We start from the raw sequence: 16,847 nt of genomic DNA on the forward strand, positions 1-16,847 counted from the left end.
CCCCGGTGGTCTTTCAGGGCCTTCCGCCGTCCCTGCTCCGGCTGGCTAGCCAAATGCCGATGCCGAAAGCCGAGGGCCATCATCGCCGTGCTCGTGGTTGGCTGAGTCCGGCTGCGGCAAGCGTCGGCCGCGGCTTGTTGCAACTCTGAGAGTTGTCCTCAGTGCCCCCACGAGGTCCTTCGCCACCAGGCGCAAGTCATTCGGTGTCACGTTCTCCCTGACGAGCAGCTCGACAGCCTGGTCCAGAACTTCGGAAGACATTCCCAAGTGGATGGCTTCAGTGTTGTCGGCCAGGCGGGACAAGTAGCTGTTCGCGTTGTCGGTGCTCAAGTAGCAGGGCTGGCCCTCGGGGCCCGACCAAGGGAGAAGTCGCAGCTCGTTCGGTGTCGTCATCCTTCCCTCCTGTTCTCTGTGGGCGCGGCGCGGGTGATGAAGTACGCGTCTGCGCGGTGGCTGGGGAGCACGAGGAGCGCCGCCTCGATCACGCGTCCGGTGCTGTCGATCGTCACGCGGGTGATGTCGAGCACCGCGAAGGTGGAACCGATGCGAAGGGTCTCGGCTTCTTCGTGCGTCGGTAGGCGGGCTGTGAGGCGTTCCCGGATCTCTGTCGGGGGTGGGCAGTACTCCGCCAACCTTGTTCCGAAGGCCCGGCACGAAGGTGGCTCGCAGGGCAGGTCCTTCAGCGGCAGATCGGATGGCACGTAAATGCGGGCCAGGCTGTGTGGGGAGGTCCCCTCGTTGTGGATGCACAAAAACTGAGTTAGTTCGGTGTTGGCCGGCACCCGAAGCAGAGGAACCAGGGGCCCTTGCGCCTGGAGTCGAGTGGTGCGGACGGTGCCCCGCAACGTTGGGCCAACCTCGTTGGAATCAGGATGCGTTCGGCCGCCACCGACGTATGTGTGACGATGCGACGCGTGTCCGACAAAGTTGCCCTTGCCGTGGGTCTTCTCGACCAGACCTTCGCTCTGGAGGAGCGCTAGGGCGCTCCGCAGCGTCGATGTGCTCACTCCGTACCGCGAAGCGAGGGTCGTTTCGGAGGGAAGACGTTCGCCCGCTTTGAGTTCGTCGGCCGCGATCTGGGTCCGGATGTCGTGGGCGATGGTTTGGCGACGGGAGGGCACGGGCTGAGTCACCGCCTTCTCAACGCTCGGAGGGCGATCAGGCGAGTTCGTGATCCCATGGTCAGGAGTTCGCCCGACTCGAAACGGACCTGCTTGGCCCCTCCTGGAAGTTGGATGAGGTCAACTACTCGGTGTGGACTGCCACCGACATTGATGACGTCCTCGCGCCGGATGTTGACCGCGGTGATCTCGACCGGAGCGGCCATCACTCCCCGCGGCGCCCATGTCCTCACCGGGGTACCTCCAACGTGCTGCCACCGACGGTCACCGCATGGCAGCCGCAGCCGCATGTTTCGTAGATCAGAGGTACGTCCGGCGTGGAGACGGCCGGTGCGGACTGTGCGCATGCGCTGTGCTTGCCGACCGTGCACGCGCTCGACTTATAGGGGACGGGGGTCTCGTGGGAGACGCCAGGGGGCTTGCCCAGCGACATCAGAAGGCTCCTGCCAGTACGAAGTCCGCGGGCGGGGTGTGCCATGTGCCGATGTAGCGAGCAGTACTACAACTACCGTTGAACACGCTGATCAGCTCCTATCGCTGGTTGCCAGGCCCTCGGACGTCACCCGTCGCGGGGGTCTCTGTATGTACGGCGGCCCATAGCGTGCGGCCGTTGAGGCTGTTGGCCAGGAGGCCGAATCGGTCGGCCTCAGCCACTGCTTTCAGCGCCTCCCGCCACTTCTCGGCGGGGAGCGAATCCGGTACCTCCGCCTCGATCACCAGGTGATGGGCGTGCTCTGTCACGCGAGGAGTGAGACCGAGCGCGACCAGGCGAGCAGTGATGCCTTCGGCGTCTGCACTCGATGCAGCAGGCACAGCTCCGCCCCCGTTACGTGGTAATCACTCTCCGTCAAGCTAGTTAACTAGATTAGAGCTAGTGGACTAGATTTTCCATATGCCTGAGCAGCCGCCGTACCTCCGCATCGCTGACGTGCTTCGACGTCGGATCGCGGACCAGGAGTGGGCGCCGGGGGATCGTCTTCCCTCGCGCGCCCAGATCGCCGAAGAGTGCGGCGTCGGTGAGAACGTCATCCGCCGGGCCCAAGAGCTGCTGATCTCCCAAGGCGTGCTTGAGGGGCGCGCTGGATCCGGGACCTATGTCGCTGCCCCTCGGCGACGTGTGCGCGTCGTCCGGTCCTCGGCGCGGGAGCAGCCCAGCGGGTCGCCGTTCCGCGCCGACATGAGGGCCGCGGGCAAGCAGGGCGACTGGGAGAGTCGTACCGAAGCCAAGGTGCCGGCACCTGCTGAGATCGCGGGGCGTCTCGGCATCGACGAGGGTGATCTGGCCGTCCGGACCGTGTACGAGTTCCTCGCCGACGGTCGGCCCGTGCAGCTGTCCACGAGCTGGGAGCCGTACGACCTCACCTCCGGAACGCTCGTCGTACTGCCCGAGGGTGGGCCACACGCCGGCGCGGGAGTCGTGAATCGGATGGCCGCGATCGGCGTCATCGTCAGTCATGCCGTCGAGCAGCCCGAGCCGCGACAGGCCAGCGCCGAGGAGGCCTCGCTCCTTGGGATTCAGAAGTCCGCACTCGTTACTCACATTCGGCGGACCTACTACAGCGACCAGGGGCGGCCGGTCGAGACGGCCGACATCGTCGTGCCCGCCGCTCTCTGCGAGGTCGTTTACGAGATCCCCATCAACCGCCAGTGAGCCCGCAACAACCCTCACTCGTAGGGTGCCTGGCATGACCGCTTCGCCTGAGCCAGAACTTGCGCCTGAAGGCGTCAACAGTCGCGATGATCTGGCCGCCTTCGTGCGCGCTCTGCACCGCAACCACGCCGAGGACGGAAGCTCGTGGGAGAACCCCGATCTCCCCCGCTTCCTTGAGGCCCTGTCCGCCTGGATCGACGACGCGGACGGCTGGTATCGCAACAGCGGATGTGAGGTGCCGGCCGACGGGGACTGGCGGTTCTTCGCGCGGGCGCTCATGGCCGCGACCGTCTACGAGTAGCCGCTCAGCGGGACCATGTCGAATGCGTGTCGAAGTCCGGCAGCGGGCCGTCGACGGGGCAGATGAGCGCCCAGGTCAGAGCACCATCACCGCTCGATAAGCCAAGCGCCTTCTAAGCGCTTGGCCGCAGGTTCGAGTCCTGCCGGGGGCGCCTCTCTAAGGCCCTACTTCGGTAGGGCCTCTTCTTTTTCGCGGTGTGGCAGCGCAGCGGGAACCCCCGTCAGAGCTTGCCCAGGATCACCCCGCGCCACGTCCAGCCCGATTCCAGGACAGCCCGCCTCAGTGGGTCTCTCAGGTCCGCGGTGTCGTAGCTGAAAGTCTCCGTCGCCTCGACGTGCCCCTGGGCGTTGCGGCCCAGGGTCCACTGTTTCGAGACCGTGCGGCCCGGGCCTCGGCCGGCCTCTGCCGAAGCCGAGAGGGTGGGGACTCCTCGTACCCAGGTGATCTGCAATTGCTCCTGCACCACCCTGACTTCGTGCTTCTCGGGGACCAGGCGCAGGCGGAATCTGAGGACGTGGCGTACGTCCGTGCGGGAGAAGAAGCCGTACCAGGACGGTTCCGTCACCCTCCATTCCGCCAGCAGGTCGGCGCCCTCGGTGCGGGCGTCGCGCACCGCGTAGGGGACCTCGGGGGCGTTGAGGGCCAGCAGGGCTGCCCGGACCTCCTCCGCGGGGAGCGGGGGTATGCCCTCGTCGGGGCGCTTGGTGCCGGTCAGTTTGTCGAAGAGTCCCATGGGGTCAAGGTAGGGCCGGCCCAGGTTCGGTTCGGCCCGTGGTGCCATGTGGTGCCGTGTGGTGCCATGTGGCGTCACTCCTGGTTCGCGTGGTGCCAGATCTTGCCGGCCGGTTCGTTGATGCCACCCTGATTCCGCGTGATGCCGTTGCGTTTGCCCAGGTCAGCGGGTCCATGCCCACCCGAAGTGCGGATTGCTTTACCTATGCGCTTGCGCGTGGCGCCAAAGTGGTGCCACTATGACGTCATGGACCTCACGCCGTACGTCGACACACTTCACCGGGAACTCGCGGTGGCCGCCGAAGCAGGCGGGGACGAAGCTCGCGAGTTGGCCGAACGGCTCACCGCGCCGTTGGAGTCGGCGACCCGACTGACCCTGCTCAATGTGCTCTCCGCCGCGATGGACGAGGTCACCCGGGATCTCGCGCCCGGGTCGGTCGATGTGCGGCTGCGGGGGCTCGATCCCGAGTTCGTGGTGGCGTTGCCGGTCGGTGACAGCGCCGATGAGGGGCCCCGGCCCGTCGAGGCCGTGCGGGCGCCCGTCGTCGACACCCCCGACGACGGCAGCACCGCGCGGGTCAATCTGAGGCTGCCCGCCCACCTCAAGGCCCGCGCCGAGGAGGCGGCGAGCCGCGAGGGGCTTTCCGTCAACGCCTGGCTGGTGCGCGCCGTGTCGGCCGCCGTCGACCCCGGCCCCGCACCGTCCCGTACGCCCGACAAGGGCCGTTCCGGGGGGCAGAGCTTCACCGGCTGGGTGCGGTAACCCGGCCCCGTACAACCCGTATCGCCAGTAGACCCACTTTCACCCACGCGTCACGAGGACGGGACAGCCATGCCTTCTTTCGACAGCCCCCAGCCCATCTCGGTCACCGCGGCCATGGACGCCGGGTCCCTGCTCTTCGTGGCGGGCGACCGTGTCGACACCGTCGTCGACGTGCGGCCGCGCAACGCGAAGAAGGACCTCGACGTCCGGGCCGCCGAGCAGACGGAGGTCAGCTACTCCGGCGGCCGGCTGCACGTCCGGACGCCCAAGGGGAACTTCTTCGGGCTCGGCCGCACCGGCACCGTCGATGTCACCGTCGAACTGCCGTCGGGCTCCTCGGTCGACGTCACGGGCGCCTGGGCGCAGGTGCGCGGTGAAGGGGAGCTCGGTGAGGTGCGGGTGAAGACCTCCGCCGGTGACGCCCGTTTCGACGCGACCGGGCCGCTGCACCTCACCGCCTCGCACGGGTCGATCTCGGTGGACAGCGTGACCGGGCCGGCCGAGATCACCACCAGCTCCGGCAGCCTGCGCGTCGGCACCGTCGAGGGCACCGCCGTCCTGAAGAACTCGCACGGCTCCACCACCGTCGGCCACGTCACCGGCTTCCTCCGGGTCAACGGCGCCAACGGCGACATCACCGTGGAGCGCGCCGAGGGTTCGGTCGCCGCCACCACCGCGAACGGCACCCTGCGCGTCCTCGACGTCACCAGCGGCACCATCCAGCTGAAGACCTCCAACGGTGCCATCGAGGTCGGCGTCCGGGAGGGCACGGCCACCTGGCTCGACCTCAACTCCAGCTCCGGGCAGGTACTCAACCGGCTCACCGAGTCCGCCGGGCCCGAGAAGAGCGAGAACACCGTCGAGGTCACCGCCCGCACCAACCACGGCAACATCGAGGTCCGGCGCGCCCGCGGCTGAGCACCGTCGTCACCCCGCCCCCGCCACCAGCTTTCCCTTCTCGCCTCACCTCGAACGGGAGGAACCCATGTCTGTTTCTGTCATGCCCATGTCCAAGCCCGGTCAAGCGACAGCCGCCGTCTCCGCCACCGGCCTCCGCAAGTCCTACGGCGACAAGACCGTCCTCGACGGCATCGACCTGCACATCCCCACCGGCTCGGTCTTCGCGCTGCTCGGGCCGAACGGGGCCGGCAAGACCACCACCGTGCAGATCCTCTCCACCCTCGTGTCCGCCGACGCCGACAGCGGGGAGGTGCGCGTCGCGGGGCACTCGCTCGGCGCCGAGCCGCAGGCGGTCCGCGCCGCGATCGGGGTCACCGGACAGTTCTCCGCCGTCGACGGGCTGATCACCGGCGAGGAGAACATGCTGCTCATGGCCGACCTGCATCACCTCACCAAGAAGGAGGGCCGCCGGGTAGCCACCGAACTCCTGGAGCGGTTCGATCTCACGGACGCCGCGAAGAAGCCCGCCTCCACCTACTCCGGCGGCATGAAGCGGCGGCTCGACATCGCCATGACGCTCGTCGGCGATCCGCGGATCATCTTCCTCGACGAGCCCACCACCGGTCTCGATCCCCGGTCCCGGCACACGATGTGGGGGATCATCCGGGCGCTCGTCTCCGACGGCGTCACCGTCCTGCTCACCACGCAGTACCTCGAAGAGGCCGACGAACTCGCCGACCGCATCGCCGTGCTGAACGACGGGAAGATCGCCGCCGAGGGCACCCCCGACGAGCTCAAGCGCATCGTCCCCGGCGGGCACATCCGGCTCCGCTTCACCGACCCCGACGCCTACCGGAGCGCCGCCACCGCCCTCCAGGTGGCCGGCCGCGACGACGAGGCCCTCGTCCTCCAGGTGCCCAGCGACGGCGGTCAGCGCGAACTACGGGCCGTGCTCGACCTGTTGGACTCCGTCGACGTCGAGGCCGACGAACTCACCGTGCACACCCCCGACCTCGACGACGTGTTCTTCGCCCTCACCGGCCCCGCCGGAACCGTCGACTCACCCAAGGAGAACGCCCGATGAGCGCCGTCGCCACCCCGGCCCCCGCCCAGCCGACCCGCCTCTCCCTCGCCGTGCGGGACTCCGCGACCATGCTGCGCCGCAACCTCCTGCACGCGCGCCGCTATCCGTCCCTCACCCTGAACCTGCTGCTGACGCCGGTCGTCCTGCTGCTGCTCTTCGTCTACATCTTCGGTGACGTGATGAGCGGCGGCGCGGGCCGCGACGCCTACCTCGCCTATCTCCTGCCCGGCATCGCGCTGATGACCGTGGGCTCCACCACCATCGGCACCGCGGTCTCGGTCGCCATGGACATGAGCGAGGGCATCATCGCCCGGTTCCGCACGATGGCCATCCATCGCGGGTCGGTGCTCATCGGGCATGTCATCGGCAGCGTGATCCAGTCCGTCGTCAGCGTCGTGCTCGTGGGCGCCGTCGGTGTCGCCATCGGGTTCCGCTCCACCGACGCCACCGTCCTGGAATGGCTCGCCGCCTTCGGGCTCCTCGTCCTCTTCTCCCTCGCGCTGACCTGGATCGCCGTGGGCATGGGCCTGATCAGCCCGAACGCCGAGGCCGCCAGCAACAACGCGATGCCGCTGATCTTCCTGCCCTTCATCTCCAGCGCGTTCGTGCCGCTGCACTCGATGCCGGGGTGGTTCCAGCCGATCGCCGAGTACCAGCCCTTCACCCCCGCCATCGAGACCCTGCGCGGCCTGCTGCTAGGCACCGAGATCGGCCACAACGGGTGGCTCGCCCTCGGCTGGAGCGTCGGCCTCGCCGTCCTCGGCTACCTCTGGTCGGCCGCCACGTTCAACAACACCGCGAAAAGCTGACGGAGTTCAGAACCGCAGCTCCCCGTAGGCGCCGGCCGGAACCGCCGGTGCCGCGGGGAGCACCGCTGTCACCGTCCGGTACGCCTCCCCCGGCGCGGGGCGCGGGTCGGGCTCGTCCTTGTTCGGCCAGTACGACATGGCCCGCTCCGCCTGCGCCGTGATCGTCAGGGACGGATTGACGCCCAGGTTCGCGGAGACCGCGGAGCCGTCCACCACGGAGATGCCCGGATGCCCGTACACCCGGTGGTACGCGTCGATGACGCCGTGCTGCGCCGACTCCCCGATGGCGCAGCCGCCGAGGAAGTGCGCGGTGAGCGGCTTGCCCATCAGCTCGCCGAGGTTGGTGCCCGCGAAGCCGTTGATGGACTCGGCGATCAGCCCGGCGGCCTGCCAGCCCTCGGGGATGTGCACGGGGTTGGGGCGGCCGTGGCCCTGCTCGGCGGTGAGCAGTCCGCGCCGGGTGAGGCCCGTGGTGAGCGAGTTGTCGTGGGTCTGCATGACGAGGCCGATGATGGTCCGCTCCGACCAGCGCCGCAGCGCCACCGTGCGGGCCACGAGCACCGGGTGGGAGAGGAACGCCAGGGCGGCGGCCAGCGGCTTCGGCAGGTTCTGCTTGTACTGGGGTACGCAGATCAGGGCCATGAGGTTGGAGCCCTTGCCGTAGCGGACGTTCTCGATGTGGGTGGTGGGGTTCGGGTGCACCGAGGAGGTGATGGCGACCCCGCGCGTGAAGTCGATGTCCTTGCGGCCGAGCCTGCGCGGCCAGGTCAGCGCCCCCACGAGCGACTCGGAGTTGGTGCGGGTCAGCACCCCGAGCCGGGCCGAGAGGCGGGGCAGGACGCCGTCGGCCTTCATGCGGTGCAGCAGGGTCTGGGTGCCGTACGTGCCGGCGGCGAGGACGACGCGCCGGGCGCGCAGCACGGTGGAGCGGCCCCGGCGGCGCCTGCCGGTGGGCACGGTCGTGACCTCGTACGTGCCGTCGTCCAGCTCGCGTACGCGGGTGACGGTGGTCAGGGGGCGGACCTCGGCGCCGATGCGTTCGGCGAGGTGCAGGTAGTTCTCGGTGAGGGTGTTCTTGGCGCCGACGCGGCAGCCCGTCATGCACGAGCCGCATTCGGTGCAGGCGGCGCGGGAGGGCCCTGCGCCGCCGAAGTAGGGGTCCTCGACCGGCTCTCCCGGCTCGGCGGTCGTGGTGCCTTCCGCGTCCTTTCCGTCGCCGAAGAAGACGCCGACGGGGGTGAGCCGGAAGGTGTCGCCCGCGCCCATCTTCCGGGCCGCCGAGCGCAGCAGTTCGTCGGCCTCGGTGGTGGTCGGGTTGGTGCGCACGCCGAGCATGCGGCGGGCCTGGTCGTAGTAGGGGGCGAGTTCGCGCTGCCAGTCGGTGATGCCGGCCCACTGCTGGTCCTGGAAGAAGGCGGGCGGCGGGACGTAGAGGGTGTTCGCGTAGTTCAGGGAGCCGCCGCCGACGCCCGCTCCGGCGAGCACCATCACGTTCTTCATCAGGTGGATGCGCTGGATCCCGTACAGGCCCAGACGCGGCGCCCACAGGTAGTCGCGGAGCTTCAGGGACGTCCGCGGGAGGGTGTCGCGGGTGTAGCGGCGGCCCGCCTCCAGGACGGCGACGCGGTAGCCCTTCTCGGTCAGCCGGAGGGCGGCGACGGAGCCGCCGAACCCGGAGCCGACGACGATGACGTCGAAGTCGGCCTCAGAATCGGCCTCAGGATCGGCATCAGGAACAGAGGACGCCTCAGGCACCGTAGAGCTCCTCTATCTCCCGCTCGTACGCCGCCATGACCGCGGGCCGTTTGATCTTCAGGGAGGGGGTGAGGAGGCCGTTGTCCTCGGTGAACTCGCCCTCCACCAGCGTGAACTTGCGGATGGACTCGGCGCGGGAGACCGCTTCGTTGGCGTAGTCGACGGCGCGCTGGACGTCGGCGACGATGCGCGGGTCGCCGATGACCTCGCTCAGCGGGGTGTCGGCGGGCAGTTTGCGGACCGCCAGCCAGTGCGCGACGGACTCGGGTTCGAGGGTGATGACGGCGGCGACGTAGGAGCGGTTGTCGCCGACGACGATGCACTGGCCGACGGGTGAGCGGCTGCGCAGCCGGTCCTCGAGGACGGCCGGGGAGACGTTCTTGCCGCCGCTGGTGACGAGGATGTCCTTCTTGCGGCCGGTGATCGTGAGGTAGCCCTCGTCGTCGAGCGCGCCGAGGTCGCCGGTGGCGAACCAGCCCTCAGGATCCAGGACTTGGGCGGTCGCCGTGTCGTTGTTCCAGTACGCGCCGAAGACGATGCCGCCCCTGATCAGGACCTCGCCGTCGTCGGCGATCCGGACGGTGGTGCCCGGTACGGGCGTGCCGACGGTGCCGGGGTGGGGCCGCAGCGGCGGGGTGATGGTGGCGGCGGCGGTCGTCTCGGTGAGGCCGTAGCCCTCGTAGATGACGATGCCGGAGGCGTAGAAGAAGAGGTTGAGGTTGCGGTCGAGGGGCGAGCCGCCGCTGATCGCGTAGCGGAGCCGGCCGCCGAGTTCCTTGCGGACGCGGCGGTAGACGAGGAGGTCGTACAGTCCGGCGGCGAGCCGCAGGCCGGGGCCCGGGCCGGCCCCCGTCCCCAGGAACCTCGCCAGGTGCCGCTCGCCGAAGTTCACGGCGATCCGGTCGGCCCGGTCGAAGGAGGAGCCGCGGCCGATCTTCTCGGCGGTGGCCCGGCCGGTGTCGTGGATCTTCTCGAAGAGGTACGGCACCCCGACCACGAACGTCGGCCGGAACGAGCGGAGTTCGGGCCGCAGCTCGTCCGGCTTGATGCTCGCGCAGTGCCCCAGCTCGATCCGGGCCAGCAGGCACGCGACCTGGATGGTGCGGCCCAGGATGTGCGCGAGCGGCAGGAAGAGCAGCGTCGAGGCGGCCTGGCCGGTGATGGCCTTGAAGATGGGGTGCAGCAGCTCGACGGTGTTGGCGGCCTCCGCGTACAGATTGCCGTGGGTCAGGACGCAGCCCTTGGGGCGGCCCGTGGTGCCCGAGGTGTAGCAGACGGTCGCGATGGTGTCGGGGGTGAGCGCGGCGCGCCGCTTGGTGACCTCGTCGTCGGGCAGGTCCCGGCCCAGCTGGGCGAGTTCGAGGACGTCACCGGCGTCGATCTGCCAGATGCGGGGGCGGTCGGCCCCGGGCAGGGCGGCCTCGGCGGCGGCCGCGTTCTCGGCCGTCTCCACGATCAGCAGGCAGGCGCCCGAGTCCCGCACGATCCACTCGATCTGCTCCGGCGAGGACGTGGCGTAGACGGGCACGGTCTGGCCGCCCGCCGCCCAGATCGCGAAGTCGAGCACCTCCCACTCGTAGCGGGTGCGCGACATCAGCGCGACGCGGCCGCCCGGTTCGAGCCCGGCGGCGATCAGTCCCTTGGCGGCGGCGGTGACCTCACGGGCGAACGCGGCGGCGGTGACGGGCTTCCACTCGCCGGCCTCCTTGCGCCGCAGGACCACCGTGTCCGGCGCCTCGGCGGCGTTCAGGAACGGGATGTCGGCCGGTGTGCCGCCGTCCTTGGGTGGTGCGGCGAGCGGCGCGGTGCGCGCCTCGCGCACCACTCCCCGCTCGTCCCTGACGAGTTCGATCTGTACGCGATCGGCCAGGTCGCTGCGCTTCCTGGCCCGCTTCAGATCCTTGCGTACGCCCATGACGGCTCCCGGTCGCGCGGCTGCTGCGGCACTGCTGAACTCAGGTGCTGGCTCGGCCCCCTCGGCTCCGGGGGCGAACTTACTCGTGGGTCAACTTACTCATGCGTAAGGAAAATTCAATGGGTCGCGCGCGAATCCGGACCGTGCGGCAGACGGCCGGGTCAGCCCTCCGGGAGCCACGCCTCGCCGTCGAGGACGTCCCGCATGCCCACCCACACCATGTTCATCAGCCGCAGCGTGACGGCCTCCGGCGACTGGCCGGGGTGGTGCTCCATCCAGTCGGTGAGCGAGTCGGCGGCGCCGACCAGGGCGTGGGCGACGAAGTCGGCGTCCTGGCCGCCGAGTCGCGCGCCGCGCCCGCTCTCCGTGATCCCGTCCCTGACCAGACCGGCCACCTCGGCCATGACCGCGCGCCTGGCCTCGGCGACCGCCGCGGCGATGCCCTCGGACAGTTCGGAGGCCTGCCGGTGCAGCACGACCCAGCTGTCGCGGTGCGCGGCGACGAACGCGAAGAACGCCGAGAGCCCCGCGTGCAGCCGCAGTTCGGGCGCGGCGCCCGCGCCCCGGGCCGCCTCCTGGAAGGCGGCGACCAGGCGTTCGGCCTCCCGGCGCAGGCACGCCAGGAACAGGCCCTCCTTGGAGTCCAGGTAGAGATAGACCATCGGCTTGGAGATCCCGGCGAGTTCGGCGATCTCGTCGACCGAGGCGGCGTGATAGCCGCGCTTGGCGAAGATCGCGACGGCCACGTCGATGATCTGCTGCTCGCGCACGTGCCGGGGCACGCGCTTCCTGCGCCCGCCCGCACGCCCTTGAGTGGCTCCCGATGTCCCCGTCACTCTTGTCAGCCTACCTACCTCACCGTAACCTTACCAATTAGTAAGTTTACTCAGCAGTAAGGAGACTGGGTCCATGAGTGGTGCCGACGACATCGCCTCCCTCGACTTCGCGAGCGTCACGCCCGAGGAGTTCGCCCGGATCGTGAAGGGCCTGTCCGCGAAGGAGATCAACGAGATCGCGCAGGACGCCACGCTGCGCGCCCGGGTCCTGAAGGAGGTGTTCGCGCGCATGGAGCGGCAGTTCAAGCCGGACGTCGCGGGCTCGCTCGACGCGCTGATCCGATGGAAGGTGACCGGGCAGGGCGACACCGACGAGGCGGTCTACGAGACGAAGATCGCGGACGGCGCGTGCACGGTCACCGAGGGCCGTTCGAACGCCGAGCCGCGCGTCACGCTCGTGATGGGCGACGCGGACTTCCTGAAGCTGGTGTCCGGGAACTCCTCGCCGGTCACGATGTTCATGATGCGCAAGGTGAAGATCGCGGGCGATGTCGCGCTCGCGGCGGGCCTGACCCGCTACTTCGACATTCCCAAGGCGTAGGGCGGGGCGGGGTTCGGTCATGGCTTTCTCTCTCGAACTGGACGAAGAGCAGCGGGACCTGCGCGACTGGGTGCACGGCTTCGCGGCGGACGTGGTCCGCCCGGCCGCCGCCGAGTGGGACGAGCGCGAGGAGACCCCCTGGCCGGTGATCCAGGAGGCCGCGAAGATCGGCCTGTACGGGTTCGAGTCGCTCGCCGAGCTGTTCGGCGACCCGAGCGGCATCTCGCTCCAGATCGCCAACGAGGAGCTGTTCTGGGGCGACGCGGGCATCGGCATGGCCCTGTTCGGCACGTCGCTCGCGGTCGCCGGGATCTTCTCGTCCGGCACGCCCGACCAACTGGCCGAGTGGGTGCCGCAGTGCTTCGGCGACGAGGACGACCCGAAGGTGGCGGCCTTCTGCGTGTCCGAGCCGCAGGCGGGTTCGGACGTGGCCGCGATGCGGACGCGGGCCCGGTACGACGAGGCGCGCGACGAGTGGGTGCTCAGCGGCCAGAAGGCCTGGATCACCAACGGCGGCATCGCCAATGTCCACGTGGTCGTCGCCTCCGTCGACCCGGAACTCGGCTCGCGCGGACAGGCGGCGTTCATCGTGCCGCCGGGCACGCGCGGCCTCGAAGGCGCCAAGAAGATACGCAAGCTGGGGCTGCGCGCCTCCCACACGGCGGACGTCTTCCTCGACGACGTACGGGTACCGGGGCACTGCCTGCTCGGCGGTAAGGAGAAGCTGGACGCCCGCCTTGCGCGGGCCCGCGAGGGCGGCCGGGCCAAGGGGCAGGCCGCCATGTCGACGTTCGAGGTCAGCAGGCCGACCGTCGGCGCGCAGGCGCTGGGCATCGCGCGCGCCGCCTACGAGTACGCGCTTGAGTACGCGGGCGACCGGGAGGCGTTCGGCCGGCCCATCATCGAGAACCAGGCGATCGCGTTCGCCCTCGCCGACCTCCGTACGGAGATCGAGGCGTGCCGGCTGCTTATCTGGCAGGCGTCCTGGATGGCCCGCAACGACAAGGTCTTCGACGCCGGGCAGGGGTCGATGTCGAAGCTGCGCGCGGGTGAACTGGCCGTCGCCGCCAGCGAGAAGGCGATTCAGGTGCTCGGTGGGGCCGGGTACAGCAGGGAGCATCCGGTGGAGCGGATGTACCGGGACGCGAAGATCTACACGATCTTCGAGGGGACCAGTGAGATTCAGCGGCTCGTGATCGCTCGGGCCATCTCCGGGCGGCAGATTCGCTGACCGCCTCTTTGGGGTGCCGGGTCGTCGGGTGCGGGCCCGGTGGGGGCTGGTCGCGCAGTTCCCCGCGCCCCTGAGATGCGCACTTCGTGCGGCATCTCAGCAGCGGCCCCTGGGCGAGCGGAGCTCGCTTCAGGGGCGCGGGGAACTGCGCGGCCAGCCACGACGAGAGCCGCGGGCGAAGGACGGTGCCGTCAGTCGTCGTAGGGGCGGAGTCGGCTCGCGGAGCGCACGGCGTCGGCGAGCTCCGTGACGTCCGGGTCCTCCGTCACGGAGGTCAACCCCTCGGCCCGCCGAGAGAGTTCGGGCAGTCCGGGCTCCCCCGGGTACGGCTCGTTCCCGCCCTCGCTCAACCGGTGCGCGAAGTACGCGGCGACGGCGTCCACCCGCAGCCGGGACGGGGTCTCCTTCGACCACAGGTCCCCGCCCAGCGCGGAGACCGCGACGTCGCCGGAGGCCTCCCGGGGTTTCCGGCTCTCCGGGTCGAGCCAGCGCACCGTGGCCTTCGCGACCCGGCCGGACTCCGCGCCCGCGCGCAGCTTCACCGCGTACAGCGCCGTCACCGTGTGCCCGGGGCCGATCTCGCCGCCGTCGACACCGTCGTCCCGGAAGTCCTCGTCGGCGACGCGGCGGTCCTCGTAGCCGAGGAGGCGGAAGTCGGCGACGGTGTCCTCGTCGAAGGCGACCTGCGCCTTGGCGTCGCGTGCCCGCAACTCGATGTTGGCGGGCAGCTGTTCGGTGAAGACCTTGCGGGCCTCGGCCTCGGAGGAGACGTACGAGGTGTGGCCGTCGCCCTTGTCCGCGAGGCGTTCCATCAGCTGGTCGCCGTAGTCGCTGCCGACGCCCACGCCGAAGAGGGTGATGCCGTGCTCGCGGCGGGCGTCGGAGATCCGGTCCAGGATCGCGTCGGCGTCGGTCTCGCCGGTGTTGGCGAGGGCGTCGGAGAGGAGGACGACACGGTTCGTCGCCCCGGGCCTCGCGCCCTTCACGGCGGTGGCGTAGCCGGTGGTGACGCCCGCCTCCAGGTTGGTGGAGTCGGTGGCCTCGAGGGTGTCGACGGCGTCCTGGACGTCCTCGCGGACCGGGCCGCCCCTGATGCCCAGGCGGGTCATCGGGAGCACCGTCCGTGCCTCGCCGCTGAAGGTGACCAGGGCGATCGAGTCGTCGGCGCGGAGCCGGTCGGTGAGCTGGGACAGGGCGCCGCGGACCAGGTCGAGACGGCCGGGCTGGCCCATCGAACCGGAGACGTCGACGACGAACGTCAGCGTCACCGGGGCCCGTTCGCCGTCCGCCGGGGCCTGCGCCGTGGCCAGTCCGACCCGCATCAGATGCCAGCCTCCGGAACCGGTGCGGGCGCCGTCCACGGTCACGGAGAAGCCGTTGCCCGTGGGGCGCGGGTAGCCCTGCCGGAAGCTGTTGACGAACTCCTCCGGGCGCACCGAACCCGCGTCGGGCAGCCGCCCGTCGGCCAGCGTGCGGCGGGCGTAACCGTAGGAGGCGGTGTCCACGTCGAGGGCGAAGGTGGAGCGGTAGTCGGACGGGCCCTCCTTGCCGCCGTCCTTGTCGCCCTCGTCGCCCTCGTCGTCCTCGCCGCCGTTCCTGCCGCTCTCGTCCGGGGCGGCGGACGCGGCGGGGCCGTGGGCTCCCCCGGCCTTGCGGTCGGCCGAGGAGCCACCGGTCCCCGTCGCGCTGCAGCCCGTCACCAGCAGTCCGCCGGCGAGCGCCGCGGCGAGCAGCGCCCCCGTGCGGCGGCGCGCCCCGCGTGTTCCGTCCGGTCCGGTCCTCATACGGCCCTCCCGCTCGTCCGCGCCGGTGGTACCGGCGACCTTGTGACTGTGACGCGCGGGGCCGCCCCGGTGTTCGTTCCGGGCGATTGCGCCTTGGCCTCGAAGCGGTCACAGGGGAGGGCTGTCGTGACCGGTGGGTGATCTTCCGGAGACCTTCGGGGACCTCGTGATCCGTTGGTTGCCCGACCGTCGTCGGCCCGCGATCCGGGGCGGACGGTCCAGGCCGGGCCTCAGTCGTCGATGCGGACCGGCATCAGCATCGAGAAGGCGTCCTCGGCCTCGGCCCCGGGGCGGCGGATCGCGATCGGTGCCGTGGGAGCGCCGAACTCCAGGACCAGTCGCTCCCGGGCACCGGCCGTCAGCGCGTCCAGCAGGAACGCGCGGTTGACCGCGACGCGGCCCGTGTCCTCACCCCCCGGGCCGTCGTCCTCCCCGCACAGGGTCACCGTCGATCCGCCGTCCGCCGGCCCGAGCACGCTGACGTCCCCGGCCTCCGACGCACGGACGGGACCGCTCTCCAGCGCCGCCCGGAAGGCCGCCACCTCGACGACGGCGTGCCGCTCCGCGACGGCGGGAAGGAGTCGGCGGTAGTCGGGAAAGCCCTGGTCGGGGCAGTGGCCTGCCGTCTGTCCGCCGTCGGCCTCCAGCGTCACGCGGTCGGCGTCGACGGCGAGCCGCACGGGCCCCGCACCGGTCAGCAACGCCCGCATGGCGTCCGCGAGCGGCGTCGGCACGACGACCCGCACCCGGTCACCGGCAGGCCCGGATGCCCCGGATGCCTCTGATGCCCCGGCGGACCCGGATGACCCGGTGGCACCGGCCCGTGCGACCGCCATGCGGTACCGGTCGGTGGCGACGACGTGCAGGCCGTCGCCCTCGATGTCGAACAGGATCCCGCCGAGCATCGGCAGTTCGGGGTCGGTGCTCACCGCGAACCGGACCGCGTCCAGCGCGGAGGCCAACTCGGCTGCGGGGAGGGTGAGTCGGGCGGTCGGTGCGGTGGTGGCACTCGTGGGCGAGGGCACGGCGTTCTCCCGGTGGTCGAGTAGGGCTCGGAGCGCGGAGAACTCGGTGCGCGCGTCGGACAGCCCGCGTTCGAGCCGGCGCAGATGCGCCTCCAGCAGCGTCCGGACCAGCTCGGTGTCCGCGCCGGACCAGCCGGCCAGCACCAGCCGGATGTCGGCCAGCGGCATCGCGGCCCGGCGCAGCCTGGCCAGCAGCCGGGCCTCGTCGAGCTGTTCGGCCGCGTACCAGCGGTAGCCGCTCACCGGGTCCACCCAGGCCGGGACCAGCACCCCGGCCCGGTCGTAGAACCGCAGGGCGCTCACGCCGAGACCGCTGTCCCGGGCCAGCTCACCGATGCTGCGCATGTCGTTCTCCACACCCAGGACCCTGGGCCCTGCACCAGGTCGAGGGTCAAGCGC

Annotated in this window: 16 protein-coding genes and 1 tRNA gene; 9 read left to right on the forward strand and 8 right to left on the reverse strand. The window is 70.4% G+C overall.

Annotated elements, in window-relative coordinates:
* Positions 1 to 389: 389 nt before the first annotated feature.
* Both ABZ930_RS05965 and ABZ930_RS05970 read right to left on the reverse strand, forming a co-directional pair.
* Positions 390 to 1,133 (reverse strand): GntR family transcriptional regulator, encoded by a 744-nt coding sequence (locus ABZ930_RS05965; RefSeq protein WP_361542114.1) that lies wholly within the window; start codon positions 1,131 to 1,133, stop codon positions 390 to 392.
* Between the two features lie 519 nt (positions 1,134 to 1,652).
* On the reverse strand, positions 1,653 to 1,934 hold the full coding sequence (locus ABZ930_RS05970; protein WP_361542117.1) for a hypothetical protein: 282 nt from the start codon (positions 1,932 to 1,934) through the stop codon (positions 1,653 to 1,655).
* Between the two features lie 79 nt (positions 1,935 to 2,013).
* Here ABZ930_RS05970 and ABZ930_RS05975 point away from each other — a divergent pair, with 79 nt between their 5' ends.
* From ABZ930_RS05975 to ABZ930_RS05985, 3 genes are all read left to right on the forward strand, one after another.
* Positions 2,014 to 2,772, forward strand: a complete 759-nt coding sequence (locus tag ABZ930_RS05975; protein WP_361542120.1) for a GntR family transcriptional regulator — start codon at positions 2,014 to 2,016, stop codon at positions 2,770 to 2,772.
* 34 nt (positions 2,773 to 2,806) lie between these two features.
* Complete coding sequence (locus tag ABZ930_RS05980) at positions 2,807 to 3,073, forward strand: hypothetical protein (protein ID WP_361542123.1); 267 nt, start codon at positions 2,807 to 2,809, stop codon at positions 3,071 to 3,073.
* A 68-nt stretch (positions 3,074 to 3,141) separates the two neighbouring features.
* Positions 3,142 to 3,224 (forward strand) — tRNA-Arg (locus ABZ930_RS05985).
* Positions 3,225 to 3,293: 69 nt separating this feature from the next.
* Here the strand turns inward: ABZ930_RS05985 and ABZ930_RS05990 are convergent.
* Positions 3,294 to 3,806 carry a hypothetical protein gene (locus ABZ930_RS05990; RefSeq protein WP_361542126.1) on the reverse strand — a complete coding sequence of 171 codons (513 nt, stop codon included), beginning with the start codon at positions 3,804 to 3,806 and terminating at the stop codon, positions 3,294 to 3,296.
* A gap of 246 nt (positions 3,807 to 4,052) precedes the next feature.
* Here ABZ930_RS05990 and ABZ930_RS05995 point away from each other — a divergent pair, with 246 nt between their 5' ends.
* From ABZ930_RS05995 to ABZ930_RS06010, 4 genes are all read left to right on the forward strand, one after another.
* Positions 4,053 to 4,568, forward strand: a complete 516-nt coding sequence (locus tag ABZ930_RS05995; protein ID WP_361542129.1) for a toxin-antitoxin system HicB family antitoxin — start codon at positions 4,053 to 4,055, stop codon at positions 4,566 to 4,568.
* 69 nt (positions 4,569 to 4,637) lie between these two features.
* The gene (locus ABZ930_RS06000) at positions 4,638 to 5,486 is read left to right on the forward strand and encodes a DUF4097 family beta strand repeat-containing protein (protein ID WP_361542132.1); all 849 of its coding nucleotides are present in this window, start codon (positions 4,638 to 4,640) and stop codon (positions 5,484 to 5,486) included.
* A 67-nt stretch (positions 5,487 to 5,553) separates the two neighbouring features.
* Positions 5,554 to 6,552: an ATP-binding cassette domain-containing protein gene (locus ABZ930_RS06005; protein WP_361542134.1), complete on the forward strand. Its 999-nt coding sequence runs from the start codon at positions 5,554 to 5,556 to the stop codon at positions 6,550 to 6,552.
* The gene (locus tag ABZ930_RS06010; protein ID WP_361542137.1) at positions 6,549 to 7,361 is read left to right on the forward strand and encodes an ABC transporter permease; all 813 of its coding nucleotides are present in this window, start codon (positions 6,549 to 6,551) and stop codon (positions 7,359 to 7,361) included. Before ABZ930_RS06005 ends, ABZ930_RS06010 begins: the two co-directional genes overlap by 4 nt.
* Positions 7,362 to 7,367: 6 nt before the next feature.
* Here the strand turns inward: ABZ930_RS06010 and ABZ930_RS06015 are convergent, their stop codons facing one another.
* The 3 genes from ABZ930_RS06015 to ABZ930_RS06025 all read right to left on the reverse strand — a co-directional run bounded on the left by ABZ930_RS06015 (position 7,368) and on the right by ABZ930_RS06025 (position 11,813).
* Positions 7,368 to 9,116, reverse strand: a complete 1,749-nt coding sequence (locus tag ABZ930_RS06015; protein ID WP_361542140.1) for a GMC family oxidoreductase — start codon at positions 9,114 to 9,116, stop codon at positions 7,368 to 7,370.
* Positions 9,109 to 11,031, reverse strand: a complete 1,923-nt coding sequence (locus ABZ930_RS06020) for an AMP-dependent synthetase/ligase (protein WP_361542143.1) — start codon at positions 11,029 to 11,031, stop codon at positions 9,109 to 9,111. The genes ABZ930_RS06015 and ABZ930_RS06020 overlap by 8 nt, the downstream gene beginning before the upstream one ends.
* Before the next feature lie 161 nt (positions 11,032 to 11,192).
* Positions 11,193 to 11,813, reverse strand: a complete 621-nt coding sequence (locus tag ABZ930_RS06025) for a TetR/AcrR family transcriptional regulator (RefSeq protein ID WP_361542146.1) — start codon at positions 11,811 to 11,813, stop codon at positions 11,193 to 11,195.
* A gap of 127 nt (positions 11,814 to 11,940) precedes the next feature.
* Between ABZ930_RS06025 and ABZ930_RS06030 the strand changes: the two genes are divergently transcribed.
* Together ABZ930_RS06030 and ABZ930_RS06035 are read left to right on the forward strand one after the other, a co-directional pair.
* Positions 11,941 to 12,408: an SCP2 sterol-binding domain-containing protein gene (locus ABZ930_RS06030; protein ID WP_361542148.1), complete on the forward strand. Its 468-nt coding sequence runs from the start codon at positions 11,941 to 11,943 to the stop codon at positions 12,406 to 12,408.
* Between the two features lie 19 nt (positions 12,409 to 12,427).
* The gene (locus ABZ930_RS06035) at positions 12,428 to 13,639 is read left to right on the forward strand and encodes an acyl-CoA dehydrogenase family protein (protein WP_361542151.1); all 1,212 of its coding nucleotides are present in this window, start codon (positions 12,428 to 12,430) and stop codon (positions 13,637 to 13,639) included.
* A 191-nt stretch (positions 13,640 to 13,830) separates the two neighbouring features.
* Here the strand turns inward: ABZ930_RS06035 and ABZ930_RS06040 are convergent, their stop codons facing one another.
* On the reverse strand, positions 13,831 to 15,423 hold the full coding sequence (locus ABZ930_RS06040; protein ID WP_361542154.1) for a von Willebrand factor type A domain-containing protein: 1,593 nt from the start codon (positions 15,421 to 15,423) through the stop codon (positions 13,831 to 13,833).
* A 230-nt stretch (positions 15,424 to 15,653) separates the two neighbouring features.
* A complete protein-coding gene (locus ABZ930_RS06045) occupies positions 15,654 to 16,793 on the reverse strand; it encodes a MerR family transcriptional regulator (protein ID WP_361542157.1) in 1,140 nt (379 codons plus the stop codon).
* Positions 16,794 to 16,847 lie beyond the last annotated feature (54 nt).

This window comes from Streptomyces sp. NPDC046716 (assembly GCF_040645755.1).
Classification (GTDB): Bacteria; Actinomycetota; Actinomycetes; order Streptomycetales; family Streptomycetaceae; genus Streptomyces.